The following is a 15551-nucleotide window of genomic DNA, read 5'->3' on the forward strand; positions in this document are numbered from 1 at the left end:
GAAGGAAGGAAGGAAGGAAGGAAGGAAGGAAGGAAGGAAGGAAGGAAGGAAGGAAGGAAGCGCTAATTGTCGGGCCGACAGATTAGCGCAAGGGTTTGGGTTAATTTTTTATTGTTTGATCTTGGAATTGACCGTAAACCAGCGGGCAATAGCCTGATGAAGATCGGTATAGTCTGGTTTTTCATCAGAAGCCCAGGCAATGATGCCATCAGGACGTATTAATAGGGCACTTAGTCCCAATTGTTCTCGGGCAGGGCCGGCAATGTATTTGATTTGATCGCTATACTCATCAACATAAGTTTTAAGTGAAACATCCGCATCAAAGTCGAGCAGGATGCCATGGCCGTAATGCATAAGTTCGCCGATGGTTGTACCGTTCTCCAGTTGAAAATTTGGAACGCTTCGGCCAGGCAATGGGTGATTGGAACCCAAATTGTAATGGGTGTTGATGCCCCATACCCGACTTGCGAAATAAGTGGCACCATCGCGTGTATTCATCAGGTCGCGAAAAATGGCATTTAGCGCCTGGGCATGTGGGTTTGGTTTCATAATGGCCACCTGAGCCCGCGACCAATCCAATACCTGCTCGCCAATAGGGTAGCGTTCAGTATCATAACTGTTTAACAAATCTTCGGGAGCTTCCCCTTTAATTGTTGCGGCGAGTTTCCAGCCGAGGTTCATGGCATCGCCCAATCCAAGGTTAAGTCCCTGGCCACCTAAAGGCGCATGAATGTGTGCCGCATCACCTGCTAAAAGCACCCGGCCATTGCGGTAGCTTGTGGCCTGCCTTGCGCGGTCGGTCCAGGTGGTGGCAATGTGCAGTGCTGTAACCGTAACATCCGTATTTGATACACGGCGTAATACCTCCTGCACATGATCGAGTGTGACTGGTTTTTTTGAATGGTGAAATGCCCCGCTATCAAAATCCTGTATAATGACGTAACCTGGTTGGGATTGTAAATACATCCCTGTTGGGGTAACGTTGCGGCCCGGACTTAGCTTTTCAGGATCCAAAAGATCAATTTTAGTGGAGTAACCGGTAAATTCTGGTTCTGTACCGGCAAATTCGAAACCAGCCAATTTGCGTACAATACTTCGGCTGCCATCGCAACCTACAAGCCATTTAGCCTGAAAAGACTGATCGGCAGATTGAACGGTTACGCCGTTTTCGGTTTGATGAAAATCAGTAATGGCTTGTCCACGCCTGATGGTTACACCCAGGGTTTCTGCCCGGCGGGTAAATATCCTTTCAAGCTCTTCCATTTCAGAAATTAAACTGGTTTCGGTTGCGCCTGGCAGGCGGTATTTCCACTGGGTGGTGTCGATATTGTCGTCGTAAAATACGATGCCGGCGAAGTGCCCACCTTGTCGGTTGGCGCCTTGTTTTAAGTGCGGGTTTTTAATGCGTTTATGGATCTGAAGATCTTCAAGCAAGCCGCGACAGTAAAGCGCTTCGATACTAGGCGCGTTAAGTCCTCTTATGCCAAAAGGAAGTTGCTTTAAGGAAGAATGTTCATTTTCGGCCTTTTCTAGTATCAGAACAGAACATTTAGCTAAGGCCAGTTCGCAGGCAAGGAATAGCCCTACAGGGCCTGCGCCCGAAATGATTACATCGTAAATAGATTGATGATCTGTTGAATTATGGTTTTTGATTATTGTGCTCATATTTGAATAATTGAAACACAAAATTCAGGAATGCTCTGGGATTAGGCTTGTACAAACGCGACAAAGTTGTTGCTCACCAATTGTTTGCCTTTTTTTGCTTTTCGGGCAAATGCCGCTGGTGTGGTGCCACTATAACGTTTAAATTCCCTGCTCAGGTGAGATTGGTCTGTATAGCCCAGCTCATGGGCCAGGCTGGCAATATTGCTTTCAGGGTTGAGCCATAAATGGTTGCGCACCTGCTCAAAACGCATTAAACCTGCCACGTCTTTTACCGTATAACCAGACGATTGTTTAAAGTTCCTTTCCAGGGTACGCACTGTGGCATGGGCAGCTGTTGCCACTTCGCTTACCGGGATGGCGCCGTTTGCTTCCCGCATGGCAATACCTGCTTTAAATAACATACTGTCTACAGCAATCTGCGACCGTGCATTCAATAAAAACTGTTTGATCTGTTCGACAGCCTCATCTATTTTGCCTGAATGAACCAAATCCTTTAATACGGATTGTAGCTTGGCAATGGGATGCTCAAATATGTGTACCTCTCCTTTACCACTTGGCAATCCGAGCAGATCGAACACTGTCCATGGAAAACACCTTATGGCAAGAATCTCAAACCGGTTTTTGGTAGAGAAATGCATAGGCTGATTAAGCAGGCCGATCATAAATGGTGAAGGGAGTGGTTGCAATAGGCCATCGTAAACAACGCTACAACCGCTTCCGAAATGAAAAATAATTTCTGCATAACCATCGGGTATGACTTCGAAACCCGATTCTGTTGGGCCAAATTCCCTTTTGTTGTACCAGAAACATTTTATGGTGTCTTGTAGTGCTTCAGGAGGTTCAAATTCATGGTGTTGCATATCGAAAGGTAGGGATATTTACAGGGATTCTGGGTAAACCAGTTATAAACAAAAAAACCTTTCATTTCTGAAAGGTTTTCGTTCGATTTTTTTTAATGTACTCGGGGCGGGAATCGAACCCGCACGCCTTTGAAAGCACAGGATTTTAAGTCCTGCGTGTCTACCAGTTCCACCACCCGAGCATTAGCCTGTTCCGAAATCCTTCGGTAGGTTAACTTTAAAATAAATGCCTTCTGGTAGGAAGGCATTTAGAGCGAAAGACGAGATTCGAACTCGCGACCCCGACCTTGGCAAGGTCGTGCTCTACCAACTGAGCTACTTTCGCAAATTAATACATTGTGCTGTATTCCTTTGGGGTTGCAAATATAGAAATTAAACTTTCTGAATCAAAAAAAATAAAATAAATATTTTGATAGAAGTTATTACAGGCTAAAAATCAGTGAAATAAAATTATTTTTAACTCATTATTATGCTGTCGGTAATATTATAGTTGAATAAATGTTTGCTCATAATTTCTTTTAGCTAGCTTTATAAGCATGTTTAAATTGCCTAATTTATGAAATACAGTATCTTCTTTTTCGCTTTCTTAGTATTTGTTATTAAGTCTTCCGCTCAAACCAAGCAGGACAGTTTAGAAATAAAACAGGCTGCGCTTAACTATATTGAGGCGCAACATAATCCAAATCCCAAACAAATGGAACAGGCTTTGCATCCAAGAATGGTTAAACGTACTTTTTGGAAGGACAAGGCAACAGGTAAGGACTATGTTCGGGAGACGTCCACCGAATCAATGGTTATCCTGGCGGAGAGCTACAATAAAAAAAACGACAAATTTCCGGCAGTTCCTAAAAAGGAAATTAAATTTCTTGATGTTTCAGACAAAACAGCTTCAGTTAAGCTGATCGCAGACGAATGGATCGATTATATGCACATCGTTAAATTAAACGGTGTCTGGAAGATTATTAATGTGCTTTGGCAATATCATGATAGCAAAAGGCATGAATAATAAATAGTATGATAAACAAAAAAACCTTTCATTTCTGAAAGGTTTTCGTTCGATTTTTTTTGATGTACTCGGGGCGGGAATCGAACCCGCACGCCTTTGAAAGCACAGGATTTTAAGTCCTGCGTGTCTACCAGTTCCACCACCCGAGCATTAGCCGCTGCCGATCTCCATCGGCTTGGTTAACTTTAACATAAATGCCTTCTGGTAGGAAGGCATTTATTTGGAGCGAAAGACGAGATTCGAACTCGCGACCCCGACCTTGGCAAGGTCGTGCTCTACCAACTGAGCTACTTTCGCATTTACAAAACTGATGTTGTTGTTTCGTTTTGGTGATGCAAATATAGGCAGATTTATATTTCTGTCAAGAGATTTCTTGTTAAAAATTTAATATTTAATTTAAATTGCTGGCTTTCAGTACAAGTAAAATTAAATCAGTTTCAAAACCTTTTGCCTGAAGATAGCTCATGAGCTTGTTTTTTCTTTTAAACGGATCATTTTCGCTTAAACTTTCTGCTTTTTTTAACGCTAATTTTTCAATGGTCTGCATATAATCATCATCGTCGAGGCTATAAATTGCCTTTTGCAAAATTTTATCGGGCACACCTTTTAACTTCAAACCCTGTTTAATCTTCACACGTCCCCAGTGTTTAATGTTGAATTTGCCTGATGCATACGTTTTCGCAAACCTTTCTTCATTTAAAAAATTGCTCAAAATCAGGTCGGTTATAATTTCTTCCAGTTCATCGCCACGCATGCCCCATTCTACCAATTTATAACGGACTTCCTTTTGCGAACGCTCCTGATAAACGCAAAAACTTTCAGCTTTGGCCAAAGCTTGTTTTTTATCTAATAATACTGTCTCTTGTTTACCGCTTTTCATAATTAATTACTGAAATTCGTAAAAATAAAAGCGATTACCGTATTTTTCTGAATATAATAGCATGCAAAACCCGATATATACCCTAACCAAAATAGCCGAAATTTTAAATGCCGATACCAAATTAGTTGATGGAGAGGTTATTATTCAATACCTGGTGATTGATAGCCGTTCGGTTCTGGTGCCAGAAAATTCTGTATTTTTTGCCTTGTCCTCGCATCGCGACGGACATGAATTTATAAAAGATGCCTACGCAAGGGAAATCCGGAATTTCGTGATTACCGAGGCCAAATACGTAAACGAATATCTGGATTGTAATTTTTTACTCGTTAACGATGCTTTGGCGGCCTTGCAAAAGCTCACTATCTATCACCGGAATCAATTTGATTTAAAAACCATCGGCATTACTGGAAGTAATGGGAAAACGATTGTTAAAGAGTGGCTATACCAGCTGCTCGCCGCCGATTTTAATATTGTTAAAAGTCCGAAAAGTTATAATTCGCAGATTGGCGTACCGCTTTCGATATGGCAGATTGAAGCCGATCATACCCTGGGAATTTTTGAAGCTGGTATTTCTGCAGTTAACGAGATGCAAAGTCTGGCCGAAATTATCAGACCTGAGATTGGAATCCTGACCAATATAGGCGAAGCGCATGCGGAAGGATTTAGTTCCAAGAAAGAGAAGCTAATGGAGAAACTGAAACTTTTTGCAACTGCTGAGTTATTTATTTATTCGCCCGAATATGTAACCGAAATAAGCAGCAAGGATTTACCTGGTAAAAAACAGTTTAGCTGGAGCAGTAAGCAGGCTGCTGATTTACAGGTGCTTGCTGTAGAACCCATTGAAGGAAATTGTTATTTGAGGGCTATTTATCAAAACAGGGAAATCGAATGTATTTTACCTTTTAAAGATAAAGCCTCTATAGAAAATGGCATGATCTGTTGGGCAACGCTACTGGCTTTAGGTTATACGCCTGAGCAGGCAGATTTGCGTTTAGAAAAATTGAGCCATGTAAGCATGCGTTTGGAACTGAAAAACGGAATCAACCAATGTTCCATTATCGACGATTCTTACAGTGCAGATATTTCTTCGTTGGCCATTGCCCTCGATTTTTTAAACCAGCAAAACCAGCATCCAAAAAAAACAGTTATCCTTTCCGAATTATTCGAAACAGGGAGAGATGACCTCGATTTATATACCGAAATAGCCGAACTGCTTTTGCAGAAGAAAGTAAGCCGGTTGATCGGGATCGGTACACATATTTCGCGCTTTGCCGGTCTTTTTAAGTTTGAAACCCAGTTTTTTGACGATACCAATGCATTTATTGAGGCTTTCCCAGGTTTGCAGTTTAACCACGAAACCATATTGGTAAAAGGAGCAAGGCGTTTTGAATTTGGCAGGATCAGTAAATTGCTTACACAAAAAATACACGATACGGTTTTAGAAATCGACCTGAATGCCATGGTGGGCAATTTGCATTTTTATCGTTCTAAAGTTAAGCCTGGGGTAAAAATTATGGCTATGGTGAAGGCCTTTTCCTATGGAAGCGGAAGTTTCGAAATTGCCAACTTATTGCAGTTCCATAAGGTAGATTATTTGGCTGTGGCTTATGCCGACGAAGGTATCGCTTTGCGCAAAGCTGGAATTACTTTGCCCATTATGGTAATGAGTCCGGAAGAATCTGCTTTCGAAGCCATCATTAAACATAATCTCGAACCTGAAATTTACAGTATCGAAATCCTGAACAGTTTTTTAAATGCACTTTCTGATTATGATTTCGATTATCCCATTCACATCAAAATAGATAGCGGTATGCACCGTTTGGGTTTTGATCAGTCAGAGATCGATGAATTGTCTGCAATTTTAAAAGATTCGGCAAGGGTAAAGGTTCAAAGTGTTTTTTCGCATCTGGTGGCAAGTGATGCTGCAGAACATGATGGATTTACACAAGAACAGATCGAGAAATTTAAAACTGTTGCCGATCAATTGATCCATATTTTTGGTTATAAACCCCTGTTTCATATTTCCAATACTTCAGGCATTTCGCGTTGGCCTGAGGCACAGATGGATATGGTTCGGTTAGGCATCGGTTTGTATGGTTTTGATTCGGCTTTGGCCAATAACCGTGGTTTGCAAACGGTAATGGTACTTAAAACAACGGTTACACAGGTAAAAACATTGCAACCTGGTGAAACTGTAGGTTATAGCAGAAAAGGCGTAATGCCAAATGGCGGACAAATAGCCACCGTGAAAATCGGATACGCTGATGGCTATACGCGGTATTTTGGCAACGGCGTTGGGAAAATGCTTATTAATGGCTATTTAGTGCCGGTAATCGGTTCGATCTGCATGGACATGACAATGTTGGACGTAACAGGGATCGACGTAAAACCTGGCGATGAAGCCATTGTTTTCAACAAGGAACACAGCATTATGCAATTGGCAAAAGATATCAATACCATTCCCTATGAAATCCTAACCAATATTTCGCAAAGGGTTAAAAGGGTTTATTTCTATGAATAAGTTCATTGGTTCAGTTGTTCATTGGTCATTAGTTGGCATATTGCCTAATTAGTTCATTGGTTCAGTTGTTCCTTAATCATTAGTGTAGCAAGTAGCTTAGGTACACAGATGTTAAAAAATATGTACAACAAACTTTTGGTGAATGTGCTAATCACAACTGTAATACCGATAGCTAGATATGCATCCAGTACAAATGAACCAATGACGAATGAACCATTGAACCATTCCAATATAACCGATCTCTAGGTTACACACCCAGTACAAATGAACCAATGACGAATGAACTATTGAACACTTAGCACAAATGAACCAATGACTAAAAAAAATGTTATTTTTGCACCATGAACAAAGTCGGGAAAGCTATTTTAAACTATTTGATTAAAGGTTTATTAATTGTTGTGCCCATTGCCGTAAGTATTTTTATTGTGGTTTGGGCGGTTACAACTGTTGATAGCTGGTTAAATGTAAACAATATTCTAGGCGTAAATCCACGTACGGGTGAGAGTCGTAACATCCCTGGTTTAGGCTTGCTTACCGTTTTAACCATCATTTTACTTGCAGGAATCTTCGTGACCAATTTGGTAACCGAACCCATGTACAATTGGTTTCAACGGATTATGCAGCGGTTACCATTGCTCAATTTTATCTATTCATCCATAAAAGATTTAACCGAGGCTTTTGTAGGCGACGAGAAGAAATTTAACCACCCCGTATTGGTTGAAGTAGAGGGTGGATTAAAAAAGATTGGATTTTTAACCCAGAACGATCTGCATAAACTCAATCTGCCCGATGAAGTAGCTGTGTATTTTCCACTTTCTTACTCTTTTGCCGGTCAGCTTTGTATTGTAAGAAGAGATAAGGTAACCGATTTACACATGACTGCAGCTGATGCCATGAAACTGGTTGTGAGTGGTGGTGTAAGTGGACTTTAAACATTACTAATGATTAAGATTTACCATAATAACAGATGTACCAAAAGCCGCTGTGCTTTGGAGGAAATTGAAAAAAGCGGAAAAGAATTTGAGATCGTATATTATCTCGAAACCCCACCCGGTAAAAGTGAACTTACAGCAATCATCAAAAAACTGGGCATTACTCCATTGCAGTTGATCCGTAAAGGCGAAAAGGTTTTTGCTGAAAATTATAAAGGCAAAGTATTAACCGATGAAGAGTGGATCGATGCCATAGTCGCACATCCGATTTTGATCGAAAGACCAATTGTAATTTCAGGAGAACAAGCTGTAATTGCCAGACCAACCGAAAAGATAAAAGAGATTTTAGGTTAAATCCGAAGTCTGAAAGGGTAAAATCAGCGCGAGACTTCGGAAGTTTCTCTAGAGATACGTCACCCTGATCCGATAGCTATCGGATTTATTTCAGGGTCTTTATTGCAGGATGGATGCTGAAATAATTTCAGCATGACGATCGCGTTTTGAAAAAGCCTCTTCTCGTCATAGCGTCTCGCTAGGATATGAAATAGTTCTATGATGTAAGATTAATGTTTTCTTGTGTCCTGGCGATGCGCTAAGACCAAATTGATAGATTGTCGTGGCAGATTCTTCGCTGCGCTCAGAATGACAAAAAAGCTTAAAAAATACTTTTAAAACTAAGCATGATGAATACAACAATGATAAACCCAAAAAGGATCCTTGAATAATACTCCCTTATAAAGAGACCGCACAATACCAGCATATCATCATCCACATTCGTATGGATCAATCCATTACCAGTAGAAGCATTGTATAAAATCTGTTTGTCCTTATGGTTATTTAACGACCACCGGCTTAACCAACTGTTCTGATAACTCCAATCAAAAGTTTCTCCGGAAGAAAAAACAATTCTGGCTTTAAAGTTCAGCCAATCGTAAGTAATTACCGCCAAAACGGTGTTTGTATTGTCTACAATTTTAGTTTCGGATTTTGAAAATCCTTCGCTTTTCAACAGGTAAATGCCTGCCTGCGTTGTGGCTATTGCAGAATTTTTCCATGAACTAAAATTCAACGAAAATCTTAGCAAACCATTATTGATTACCTGATAATTACTATCAAATAAACCTTTTCTCCAGCTTAATACCTGTTCCATCTCACAAAAGGATTTAATATTTTATTAATGATGACGAAGCGTTGATGTCGTAATAATCGGGATAATGCAGGCAATAATTACAACTGTTTTTTTATTATAAATCTGCTTGATAAATAAACCTGCTAAAATCAACAATTCATTATCCGTATCAGAAGATATTGCACCACTGTTGCTGCTTGAGTTATACATGATGTGCTCATCGTTATAATTGCTCACTGTCCACTGTGATTTCCATATGCCGGTCGATTTCCATTCGTAATGTTCGCCAGATTTTAAGCTGATAACTGCTTTTGATTTCCAGCTGTCGTAAGTAATCATAGCAACTACTGCATTGGTTTTTCTGTCGATCACTTTCGTGCTGGATTGCCAAAAGCCCTCATTTACAAATTGATAGTTTTTATCTTCGAATATGCTTTCTGCATCGCTTTTCCACATTCCGAAAGTAATTGCTCCTTTTTGAAGGCCATCTACAAAGAGTTGAAGGTTTCCGCTAAACCAATCGCTTTTCCAGTTGATAAATTTCGACATTTTAATTGCGTTTTATTTTAGATGGTAGTTCCTTTCAGATGTTACATAAAAAAAGTGCTTATTGTTTGTAAGCACTTTTTTTATGAATGATCAATGACCAAGAATCAAAAACCAATGACCAATTTGCCGTTATCCGATTAATCAATTAACAGTTAGCAATTTTCAGTTAACCACTTAACCAGTTAACAATTGGCCATTTACAGTTAACCGATTTAAACAATTAACCAGTTCAAACAATTAACCAGTTAACCATACTTATTGAACCAATGATCAATGAACCAATGACTAATGAACCAATGACCAATGAACTATTGAACCATCCTAAAAATTAGGTTTAAGTACGTATTTATCGTAGAAACGGAAAATATGTTCTGCGGCTTCTTCTGCAGTATCTACCAATCTAAAGAGATTTAAATCTTCCTCATGAATATTGTGTTCTTTTTGCAACATGGTTCCTTTAATCCAATCGATTAATCCGCCCCAATAATCAACACCAAGCAATACGATAGGGAAACGGGCGATTTTACCGGTTTGGATTAAGGTTAAGGCTTCGAAAAGCTCATCCATAGTGCCAAAACCACCTGGTAAAACCACAAAACCCTGACTGTATTTCATGAACATTACCTTGCGTACAAAGAAATAATCAAATTCCAGTAATTTGTTATGATCGATATATTTATTGTGGAATTGCTCAAAAGGCAACTCAATATTTAAACCCACTGATTTACCACCATTGGTGTGCGCGCCTTTGTTACCAGCCTCCATAATACCGGGACCACCACCTGTAATTACCCCATAACCACGATCGGTTAACAATTTACCACATTGTTCAGCTAACTGATAATATTTATGTGTTTGGGGGGTACGGGCAGATCCGTAAATGGTAACACATGGGCCAATTTTAGCCAGTTTTTCAAAGCCGTCTACAAATTCGGCCATGATTTTAAAAATTTGCCAGGAATCTGTTACTTTAATTTCCTGCCAGTCTTTGTTTTCAAAAGCGCTTCTAATTTTTTCTTCACTCGTCATATACTGTTATTCTAATATTAAAATCTGGTTTGCGCATCAGTCTTTTTACTGATGAACAATAAACCTATAAATGTGATTAAACCGTTGATCAAAATCAGTTCAACACTAAAAACGTAACCGCCCAATAAAGTGGTTGAGTACGTGGAAAGCAAGTAACATAAAAAAGGTGATAATAAACAAACTATTGGCACTAATTTATCATGTAAACCACGTTTTTTTACAAACAATCCAAAACTATATAGTCCTAAAAGCGGGCCGTAGGTATAAGAGGCGATGGTAAAAATCAAACTCACTACTGATGAACTGTTAAACGCATTAATCACAATAATCACCAAAAACATCAAAACAGAAAATGCCACGTGTACGGTATGGCGCTTTTTAACCGCGTCTTTAGCATTTACATTTTCTGCTTTATCCATCCCCAAAAAGTCGACGCAGAATGATGTAGTTAACGCTGTGAGTGCCGAGTCTGTAGTGGCAAAGGTTGCTGCGGTTAGGCCCAGCATAAATATAATTGCCGGTATAGCGCCCAGGTTGTTTAAAGCAATTTCGGGGAATAATAAATCTGTTCGTGGTTTTCCGGTAATATGATCTAAAGGAATATCAATACCGTTTTTGGCTGCGAAAATGTATAATAAAGCACCCACACTCAAAAAGAAAACATTTAAAATCACAAATACCCCTGTAAAAGTGAACATGTTTTTTTGTGCCTCTTTGATGGTGCCCATACTGAGGTTTTTCTGCATCAGATCCTGATCTAAACCCGTCATGGCGATGGTAACAAAAATCCCCCCGATAAACTGTTTACTGAAATAGAATTTATTGGTCAGGAAATCATTCAAAAAGAATATTTTCGAATAACTGCTGTTTTTTACCGTTTCGAATGCCTCTGGGATATTGAAATTAAGGCTATTGCAGATGAAATAGATGGTTAAGAAAACTGATAATACCAGGAAAAAAGTTTGCAGTGTATCGGTAATGATAATGGTTTTTAATCCACCTTTAAAGGTATACGACCAGATCAGCGCCAACGATATTAGAACCGTTAACCAGAACGGGATGCCATAATTATCGAATATAAAACGTTGTAAAACAATTACAACCAGGTACAATCTTGTTGCAGAACCCAGCGTACGGCTCAACAAAAATATCGAAGCGGCTGTTTTGTAACTGTAATGACCTAACCGCTTTTCGATATAGCTATAAATGGATGTTAAATTCATCCGGTAATAAAGTGGTAACAAAACCGTAGCGATAATGATAAAACCCACAGCGTTGCCCAAAACAAACTGAAAATATTGAAACTGGTTTCCGCTTGGCGCACCAACCTCTCCAGGTACCGATATAAAAGTAACGCCCGAAAGTGCAGTTCCGATCATCCCAAAGGCTACCAAATACCATTTAGAATTCCGGTTGGCAATAAAGAAAGTCGAATTATCGGATGAGTTTTTTGAAGTAACAAAGGAAATAATAATCAGTAGTAAAAAATAACCGATCAGAAAACATAAGAGGATGGTTGGGGACATAGTTTTGTGTTAAGCTGATAAATGTAAAGAAAAGTATCAAATCAAGCAATACATTGATAAGTCCGAAGTCCGGAGTCCGAAGTTAAATAACCTAATGAACTAATGACTAATGACCAATGAACGATTGAACTAATACTTATTGAACTAACAAACCATTTTACCTATTTTTGTAGCATGAATTTTTCATCCAAACTGCTCGAAGATGCGGTAAACGAATTCTCGAAACTTCCTGGTGTAGGGCAAAAAACAGCTTTACGTTTGGTATTACATCTTTTAAACAAGGAGCAGGAGGAAGTAAACCAGTTTGGAAACACTTTTATCAAGCTTAAACAACAGATTAAACATTGCACTACCTGCCATAATATTTCTGATTATACGGTGTGCGAAATCTGTACGTCAATTAAACGCGATAAGGAAACCATCTGTGTGGTAGAAGATACCCGCGATGTGATGGCAATTGAAAATACAGGACAATATTTTGGCGTTTACCATGTTTTGGGTGGATTAATTTCCCCGATGGATGGGGTAGGACCTTCCGATCTTTTTATTGAAGGTTTAGTGGCCAGAATGATAGCAGGAGGGATTAAAGAAGTGATTTTAGCGTTGAGTCCAAATATGGAAGGTGATACCACACTTTTCTACCTGTACAAGAGATTAAAGGAATTTAATGTTCCGGTAACCACCATCGCACGGGGTATTGCTTTCGGTGGCGAGCTCGAATATACCGACGAAATTACCCTTGGCCGTTCGATTGTAACCCGTGTGCCTTACGAAACCGCAATGATGAAATAATGGCAAAACATTTATCAGTTCTCTTCATATTGATTTTATCTGCTTTTTTCGTTAAAGCACAGGTTAAAATCCATTCACACAACGATTATACTCACCAAAAGCCTTTTTACGATGCCGTTAAAAATAAAACCTTCTCTATTGAAGCCGATATTTTTCTGGTTGGCGATTCGTTAATTGTGGCGCATAGTAAAGAAGAAATTAAAGCAGGTAATACTTTAAATAAAATCTATCTGAAACCTATTCTGGAATTATCTAAAACCAAAGATTTTTATAGCTTTCAGTTGATGATCGATTTTAAAGAGAGTTGGGATTTAACCTATCCTGTTTTACTTAAAACATTAAAACCTGATGAAAAACTATTTTCAAAGGGAGGTAAGGTAAGTATTGTAATCAGCGGAAACCGGCCGCCAAAAGACACTTTCCATCTTTATCCTGAAATGATCAGGTTTGATGGTTTGCCAGGCATTAATTATGCGGCCGAAGATTTAAAAAAGGTAACCATGATCAGCGATAACTTTGCCACCTATTCCAAATGGAAAGGTGTAGGCGAAATTTCGGTGGTTGATAAAGCTAAACTAAAGGAACTTATCGATAATGCCCATAAAATTGGTAAGCCTTTTCGTTTTTGGGGTGCACCAGACAACCAGGCTTGCTGGAAACTACTCCAGGAGTTGGGTGCAGATATTATCAATACCGATAAGGTTACCGAAGCAACAAACTACTTTAAAACAAACTAATAGAAACAGTATCAAGTCTTGATACTAGATACCCGCTACTTGATACTACAAATGGATTTAAAAAATAAAGTAATCATCATCACCGGAGCATCGAGCGGAATTGGAAAAGCCTGTGCCGAAGAATTTGCAAAACGTGGCGCCAATCTGGTTTTAGCTGCCCGTCAATATGTAACCCTTTGCGAAATTACCGCCGATCTTGAAAAAAAATATGGCATCAGGGCCGTAGCGGTTCAGGCAGATGTAAGTAAGGAAGCAGACTGCGAGTTGATTATCAAACAAGCGTTGGTTTCGTTTCAAAAGATTGATATTCTGGTGAATAACGCCGGATTATCAATGCGTGCCCTGTTTAACGATCTGGATTTATCGGTGCTTAAAAACCTGATGGATGTAAATTTTTGGGGAACAGTGTATTGCACCAAATATGCCTTGCCCGATATTTTGAAAACGAAAGGAACAGTTGTAGGCATTTCATCAATTGCGGGTTACCGTGGTTTACCGGGCAGAACAGGTTATTCGGCCTCTAAATTTGCGATGAACGGTTTTATGGAATCTTTACGTACCGAACTGCTAAAAACCGGTGTGAACGTTTTATTGGCCTGTCCTGGTTTTACTGCTTCAAACATCCGTGTAACCGCCTTATCAAAAGATGGTGCCGCACATGGCGAAACGAGCATGGACGAAGGCAAAATGATGACATCGGAAGAAGTGGCAAGTATCATCGCCGATGGTATCGAAAAACGCAAACGTACCTTAATCATGACCGGACAAGGGAAATTAGCCGTATGGATGAATAAACTTTTCCCGGCTTTTGTAGATAAAAAGGTTTTCGATTTATTCGCAAAAGAGAAAAATCCGCTGATTAAAGGGTAGAGAGTATAAGGTGGAAGGTTTAAGGCATAGGGTTAATAGGTTAGCGGTTAGGGTTTAGCGCTGGACGAATTATGTCTCGATACTTGATACTCACATCTCGATACTCCTCAAAAAAATCCACCCCTACAACATTTTCGTTTATTTAGTATTAGAGAATAAATCTTTTATGTACAAATCCCTTGTTTTATTAATGCTGTTATTTCAAACGATACTTTCTTCTGCACAGGTTAAAAAAGTAAAAAATATAAATTATGCGGGCAATGCTGATGAGGCCAATACGCTGAATATTTTTTATAAAAATGATAGTGTCAAAGATAAACCAGTTCTGATTTTCATTCACGGAGGTTCATGGAGCAGTGGTAAAAAAGAAACGTATTGGTGGCTGGGCAGAAACTTCGCGCGAAAGGGAGTGGTTACCGTAATCATCAATTACCGTTTGGCACCAAATGTTCAGTATGAAAAAATGGGCGATGATTGTGCTTTGGCTGTAAAATGGGTTAAGGAGCATATTACAGATTATACGGCAAGTGCAGATAAGATTTTTGTAATGGGACATTCGGCAGGGGCACATCTGGGCGAACTGATCAATGCAGACCCTAAATATTTTAAAAAAGCGGGTATTCAAAATCCGATTAAGGGTGTAATCTTGAACGATCCTTTCGGACTGGATATGAAAGAATATTTAACCACAGCCGAAAAAGACCATTTTTATTTCGATTTCATCAGAACTTTTACCGATCAGCCTGCCGTTTGGAAAGTGGCCTCACCATGGGATTACGTCAATAATATTAAAAATCCGCATTTACTCTTTTACGGAAGCAAAACTTACGGCGCCATTAAATTGCAGACACCAAGGTTATACGAAAAACTTAAAGCCAACAATGTTCCTGTAGAAATAAAGGAGATAAAAGGCAAAAGCCATGTGCCGATGATCAGTCAGATGATTTTTGGTGGGAATGATTTGTATCAGGATATTGTAGGGTTTATAGGGCGTTAATTAACACCCCGTCCTGCGGACACCCCTCTTTCAGCTAATCTTTACACACATTTATTTA

The 15551-nt window shown here is 39.4% G+C and carries 15 protein-coding genes and 4 tRNA genes; 8 read left to right on the forward strand and 11 right to left on the reverse strand.

The annotated features are described in order from the left end of the window. Positions 1-108 precede the first annotated feature (108 nt). The 4 genes from R2S57_RS29205 to R2S57_RS29220 form a co-directional block, all read right to left on the reverse strand. On the reverse strand, positions 109-1665 hold the full coding sequence (locus tag R2S57_RS29205; RefSeq protein ID WP_316848443.1) for an FAD-dependent monooxygenase: 1557 nt from the start codon (positions 1663-1665) through the stop codon (positions 109-111). 41 nt (positions 1666-1706) lie between these two features. Beyond that, entirely contained in the window at positions 1707-2525 is an 819-nt protein-coding gene (locus R2S57_RS29210) for a helix-turn-helix domain-containing protein (RefSeq protein WP_316848444.1), read from the reverse strand. 98 nt (positions 2526-2623) lie between these two features. After that, a tRNA-Leu gene (locus R2S57_RS29215) sits at positions 2624-2707 on the reverse strand. A gap of 70 nt (positions 2708-2777) precedes the next feature. Further along, a tRNA-Gly gene (locus R2S57_RS29220) sits at positions 2778-2850 on the reverse strand. A gap of 231 nt (positions 2851-3081) precedes the next feature. Between R2S57_RS29220 and R2S57_RS29225 the strand changes: the two genes are divergently transcribed. After that, a complete protein-coding gene (locus R2S57_RS29225; protein ID WP_316848445.1) occupies positions 3082-3531 on the forward strand; it encodes a nuclear transport factor 2 family protein in 450 nt (149 codons plus the stop codon). Between the two features lie 65 nt (positions 3532-3596). Here R2S57_RS29225 and R2S57_RS29230 read toward each other — a convergent pair. The 3 genes from R2S57_RS29230 to R2S57_RS29240 all read right to left on the reverse strand — a co-directional run bounded on the left by R2S57_RS29230 (position 3597) and on the right by R2S57_RS29240 (position 4411). Continuing rightward, positions 3597-3680, reverse strand: a tRNA-Leu gene (locus R2S57_RS29230). 72 nt (positions 3681-3752) lie between these two features. Next, positions 3753-3828 (reverse strand) — tRNA-Gly (locus R2S57_RS29235). Between the two features lie 94 nt (positions 3829-3922). Continuing rightward, entirely contained in the window at positions 3923-4411 is a 489-nt protein-coding gene (locus R2S57_RS29240; protein ID WP_316848446.1) for a regulatory protein RecX, read from the reverse strand. A gap of 61 nt (positions 4412-4472) precedes the next feature. Between R2S57_RS29240 and R2S57_RS29245 the strand changes: the two genes are divergently transcribed. The 3 genes from R2S57_RS29245 (at position 4473) to arsC (ending at position 8218) form a co-directional block, all read left to right on the forward strand. Next, a complete protein-coding gene (locus tag R2S57_RS29245) occupies positions 4473-6932 on the forward strand; it encodes a bifunctional UDP-N-acetylmuramoyl-tripeptide:D-alanyl-D-alanine ligase/alanine racemase (RefSeq protein ID WP_316848447.1) in 2460 nt (819 codons plus the stop codon). A gap of 341 nt (positions 6933-7273) precedes the next feature. After that, on the forward strand, positions 7274-7864 hold the full coding sequence (locus R2S57_RS29250) for a DUF502 domain-containing protein (RefSeq protein WP_316848448.1): 591 nt from the start codon (positions 7274-7276) through the stop codon (positions 7862-7864). Positions 7865-7873: 9 nt separating this feature from the next. Then, on the forward strand, positions 7874-8218 hold the full coding sequence (arsC, locus tag R2S57_RS29255; protein WP_316848449.1) for an arsenate reductase (glutaredoxin): 345 nt from the start codon (positions 7874-7876) through the stop codon (positions 8216-8218). A 301-nt stretch (positions 8219-8519) separates the two neighbouring features. On the opposite strand, the gene R2S57_RS29260 is transcribed toward arsC, so the two are convergent. From R2S57_RS29260 to R2S57_RS29275, 4 genes are all read right to left on the reverse strand, one after another. Further along, the gene (locus tag R2S57_RS29260) at positions 8520-9014 is read right to left on the reverse strand and encodes a hypothetical protein (protein ID WP_316848450.1); all 495 of its coding nucleotides are present in this window, start codon (positions 9012-9014) and stop codon (positions 8520-8522) included. A 24-nt stretch (positions 9015-9038) separates the two neighbouring features. Beyond that, a complete protein-coding gene (locus R2S57_RS29265; protein ID WP_316848451.1) occupies positions 9039-9542 on the reverse strand; it encodes a hypothetical protein in 504 nt (167 codons plus the stop codon). A 321-nt stretch (positions 9543-9863) separates the two neighbouring features. Beyond that, positions 9864-10571, reverse strand: a complete 708-nt coding sequence (locus tag R2S57_RS29270; RefSeq protein WP_316848452.1) for a TIGR00730 family Rossman fold protein — start codon at positions 10569-10571, stop codon at positions 9864-9866. 17 nt (positions 10572-10588) lie between these two features. Then, on the reverse strand, positions 10589-12097 hold the full coding sequence (locus R2S57_RS29275; protein ID WP_316848453.1) for a sodium:solute symporter: 1509 nt from the start codon (positions 12095-12097) through the stop codon (positions 10589-10591). 174 nt (positions 12098-12271) lie between these two features. On the opposite strand from R2S57_RS29275, the gene recR reads away from it, so the two are divergent. From recR to R2S57_RS29295, 4 genes are all read left to right on the forward strand, one after another. After that, entirely contained in the window at positions 12272-12889 is a 618-nt protein-coding gene (gene recR / locus R2S57_RS29280; RefSeq protein WP_316848454.1) for a recombination mediator RecR, read from the forward strand. After that, entirely contained in the window at positions 12889-13626 is a 738-nt protein-coding gene (locus R2S57_RS29285) for a hypothetical protein (RefSeq protein ID WP_316848455.1), read from the forward strand. Before recR ends, R2S57_RS29285 begins: the two co-directional genes overlap by 1 nt. A 51-nt stretch (positions 13627-13677) precedes the next feature. Continuing rightward, positions 13678-14496, forward strand: a complete 819-nt coding sequence (locus R2S57_RS29290) for an SDR family oxidoreductase (protein ID WP_316848456.1) — start codon at positions 13678-13680, stop codon at positions 14494-14496. Positions 14497-14662: 166 nt separating this feature from the next. Further along, positions 14663-15493: an alpha/beta hydrolase gene (locus R2S57_RS29295; RefSeq protein ID WP_316848457.1), complete on the forward strand. Its 831-nt coding sequence runs from the start codon at positions 14663-14665 to the stop codon at positions 15491-15493. Positions 15494-15551: the final 58 nt, after the last annotated feature.

The sequence above is a fragment of the Pedobacter psychrodurus genome (genome assembly GCF_032678585.1).
Taxonomy (GTDB): domain Bacteria; phylum Bacteroidota; class Bacteroidia; order Sphingobacteriales; family Sphingobacteriaceae; genus Pedobacter; species Pedobacter psychrodurus_A.

Coding starts and splice junctions, on each gene's coding strand:
- R2S57_RS29205 (WP_316848443.1), bottom strand. CDS start 1,665: ATGAGCACAATAATCAAAAACCATAATTCAACAGATCATCAATCTATT.
- R2S57_RS29210 (WP_316848444.1), bottom strand. CDS start 2,525: ATGCAACACCATGAATTTGAACCTCCTGAAGCACTACAAGACACCATA.
- R2S57_RS29225 (WP_316848445.1), top strand. CDS start 3,082: ATGAAATACAGTATCTTCTTTTTCGCTTTCTTAGTATTTGTTATTAAG.
- R2S57_RS29240 (WP_316848446.1), bottom strand. CDS start 4,411: ATGAAAAGCGGTAAACAAGAGACAGTATTATTAGATAAAAAACAAGCT.
- R2S57_RS29245 (WP_316848447.1), top strand. CDS start 4,473: ATGCAAAACCCGATATATACCCTAACCAAAATAGCCGAAATTTTAAAT.
- R2S57_RS29250 (WP_316848448.1), top strand. CDS start 7,274: ATGAACAAAGTCGGGAAAGCTATTTTAAACTATTTGATTAAAGGTTTA.
- arsC (WP_316848449.1), top strand. CDS start 7,874: ATGATTAAGATTTACCATAATAACAGATGTACCAAAAGCCGCTGTGCT.
- R2S57_RS29260 (WP_316848450.1), bottom strand. CDS start 9,014: ATGGAACAGGTATTAAGCTGGAGAAAAGGTTTATTTGATAGTAATTAT.
- R2S57_RS29265 (WP_316848451.1), bottom strand. CDS start 9,542: ATGTCGAAATTTATCAACTGGAAAAGCGATTGGTTTAGCGGAAACCTT.
- R2S57_RS29270 (WP_316848452.1), bottom strand. CDS start 10,571: ATGACGAGTGAAGAAAAAATTAGAAGCGCTTTTGAAAACAAAGACTGG.
- R2S57_RS29275 (WP_316848453.1), bottom strand. CDS start 12,097: ATGTCCCCAACCATCCTCTTATGTTTTCTGATCGGTTATTTTTTACTA.
- recR (WP_316848454.1), top strand. CDS start 12,272: ATGAATTTTTCATCCAAACTGCTCGAAGATGCGGTAAACGAATTCTCG.
- R2S57_RS29285 (WP_316848455.1), top strand. CDS start 12,889: ATGGCAAAACATTTATCAGTTCTCTTCATATTGATTTTATCTGCTTTT.
- R2S57_RS29290 (WP_316848456.1), top strand. CDS start 13,678: ATGGATTTAAAAAATAAAGTAATCATCATCACCGGAGCATCGAGCGGA.
- R2S57_RS29295 (WP_316848457.1), top strand. CDS start 14,663: ATGTACAAATCCCTTGTTTTATTAATGCTGTTATTTCAAACGATACTT.